Raw genomic sequence first — 2,183 nt, forward strand, 5'->3', positions numbered from 1 at the left:
CACCGCGACCCGGACCTCCCGTTCCGGGAGGTCCGGGTCGCGGTGTGCCTCGCGGGCGGCGACCACGATCAGCTGGGTCACGAACACCACGATCTCCGCGCGCATCGCCGCGGCCTCGGCGGCGAAGGTCTCGCCGTGGGTACGGGCCTGGATGTGCAGGACCGACCAGGCGTGCGGATGGCGGCCGGTGTGCGCGAAGAACGCCAGCAGGCCGTCCCAGAGCTGGCGGTCGGCCGGCAGGCCGGTGTCCACGCCCGCGCGCACCGCGCCGACGAGCGCCTCCGCTTCGCGCCGGATGCACGCGGTGAAGAGGTCTTCCTTGGAGTTCAGGTAGAGGTACACCAACGGCTTGGACACGCCCGCCAGTTCGGCGATCTCGTCCATCGACGCGGCCATGTACCCGCGCCGCCCGAAAGTCTCCACGGCGGCGTCCAGCATCTGCTGCTCACGGACCGCACGCGGCATCCGCTTGGTCTTCACGGCACCCATGAGGGAAAGAGTAGTTGTGGCCGACGGGAGCGAACTCCCTTGCGCGGGCAGGCGGATCCGAAAGCGGGTGGTTACGAGGCCTGGCCCTGCGCGTGGGCCGAGTCGGCCGCCTCGTCCTCCTGGGAGCGGCTGGACTCCAGGCCCGCCTTCATCCGGTCCACGCGCCGCACGACCGTCTCCGAGGCACGGTCGCGCTCCTTGCGCAGCAGGACGAAGCTGAGCGGAGCGGAGAGCACCAGCGACAGCAGGAGGATCCACATGCCGTTGGAGTCGCCCAGGCCGCGCGGGAAGACACCGAGGTAGACGAGTCCCCAGACCGCCGCGAGGCAGCCTGCGAAGACACCGAGGCGCATCAGCGTGTAGCGGAGCATCTCAATCCGTTCTTCCGTCTCTGGGGTCCCCCCGCTGGGGGAGGTCCGAAGGTACCTAACGTCCCAAACGGGCACCGTCCAGTGAAGCACGCCCGGCTCCGGATCTTGCAGCGGGGGCGGGGCAGGGGCCGAGGCCTCAGGTCAGCGGCAGCAGCATCGTGACGTCGTCGCGGTCGTCGCCCGGGGCCACTCTGATCGCGTCCGGGACCCGGCCGACCTCCTTGTACCCGCAGGACGCGTAGAAGCGTTCCAGGCCCTGGCCGCCTCGGCAGGTGAGGCGTATCGCGTCTATGCCGTCGAAGGTGCGGGCCGCGTCCGCGGCGGCGGTGAGCAGGTCGCGGCCGTAGCCCCTGCCCTGGTGGCGGGGGTGCACCATCACCGTGTACAGCCACAGCCAGTGGGTCATCAGGCGGTGAGTGTTGAAGGTGAGGAACGCGGTTGCCGCCACCTCGCCGGTCTCGTCGCGGCCCACGAGGAGGTGCGTGCGGCCCTCGGCCATCTGCACCAGGTGACGGACCAGTTCCGGGCGGACGGCCTCGCGGGTCACCGGCGGCACGAAACCTACGGCTCCGCCCGCGTTGGAGACGTCCGTCCAGAGGTCCAGGACGCCGTCACGCAGGCCGGGGGTCACGGCGGGGTCGAGGGTGAAGGTGAGAGCCACGCGGCGATGGTAATTACCTGCCACCCCTACGACAGGACCCGGGCCGCCACTTCCAGGTCTCCCACCAGGCCCCGGTACGCGGTTTCGCGGTCGTCGGAGCGGAGTACCGAGGACGGGTGGACCGTGGGGACCAGGCGTTCGGGGTGACCGTGGATCTCCCTCTCCAGGACCGTTCCCCGTACCTCGGTGACCTTGAACGAGGAGCCGAGCAGGGCCTTGCCCGCGGTGGCGCCCAGGACCACGATCAGCTCCGGCTCCACGACGGTCAGCTCGGCCGCCAGCCAGGGGGCGCAGGCAGTCATCTCACGGAGGGTGGGGGCCTTGTGGATCCTGCGTTTACGGGGTTCCGCCTGGGTGAACTTGAAATGCTTGACCGCGTTGGTGACGTAGGCGTCGGCGGGGTCGAGGCCGGCCTCTTCCAACGCCCTGTCCAGCAGGCGGCCGGCCGGGCCCACGAAGGGTTCGCCCTGGCGGTCCTCCTGGTCACCGGGCTGTTCCCCGACGAGCATGACCCTGGCGGTGGCCTTGCCCGCGCCGAACACCGTCCGGGTGGCGTTCCTGTGCAGCGGGCACCCCTCGCAGCCGGCCGCCGCCTCACGCAGGGCAGGGAGGGTGAGGGTCCCTTCGGGGATGAAGGGGGCGGCGGTGTACTGGTCCTCGGG

4 protein-coding genes are annotated in these 2,183 nt (G+C 70.8%); all 4 read right to left on the reverse strand.

Annotated elements, in window-relative coordinates; all coding sequences use genetic code 11:
• Window positions 1-489 (reverse strand): TetR/AcrR family transcriptional regulator (locus BZL64_RS35340; protein WP_107430413.1); only part of this gene is annotated, 489 nt, incomplete at its 3' end.
• 71 nt (window positions 490-560) lie between these two features.
• The gene (locus tag BZL64_RS35345; RefSeq protein WP_086773144.1) at window positions 561-860 is read right to left on the reverse strand and encodes a DUF4229 domain-containing protein; all 300 of its coding nucleotides are present in this window, start codon (window positions 858-860) and stop codon (window positions 561-563) included.
• Between the two features lie 136 nt (window positions 861-996).
• Window positions 997-1,521 (reverse strand): GNAT family N-acetyltransferase, encoded by a 525-nt coding sequence (locus BZL64_RS35350; RefSeq protein WP_086773145.1) that lies wholly within the window; start codon window positions 1,519-1,521, stop codon window positions 997-999.
• Window positions 1,522-1,547: 26 nt separating this feature from the next.
• Window positions 1,548-2,183 (reverse strand): UdgX family uracil-DNA binding protein (locus BZL64_RS35355; RefSeq protein WP_086773146.1); only part of this gene is annotated, 636 nt, incomplete at its 5' end.

It is taken from the genome of Streptomyces bobili, from assembly GCF_002154575.1.
Classification (GTDB): domain Bacteria; phylum Actinomycetota; class Actinomycetes; order Streptomycetales; family Streptomycetaceae; genus Streptomyces; species Streptomyces bobili.

What these genes read in the sequence shown, in the direction of transcription:
- BZL64_RS35345 (WP_086773144.1), bottom strand. Translation starts at nt 860, where the DNA reads ATGCTCCGCTACACGCTGATGCGCCTCGGTGTCTTCGCAGGCTGCCTC.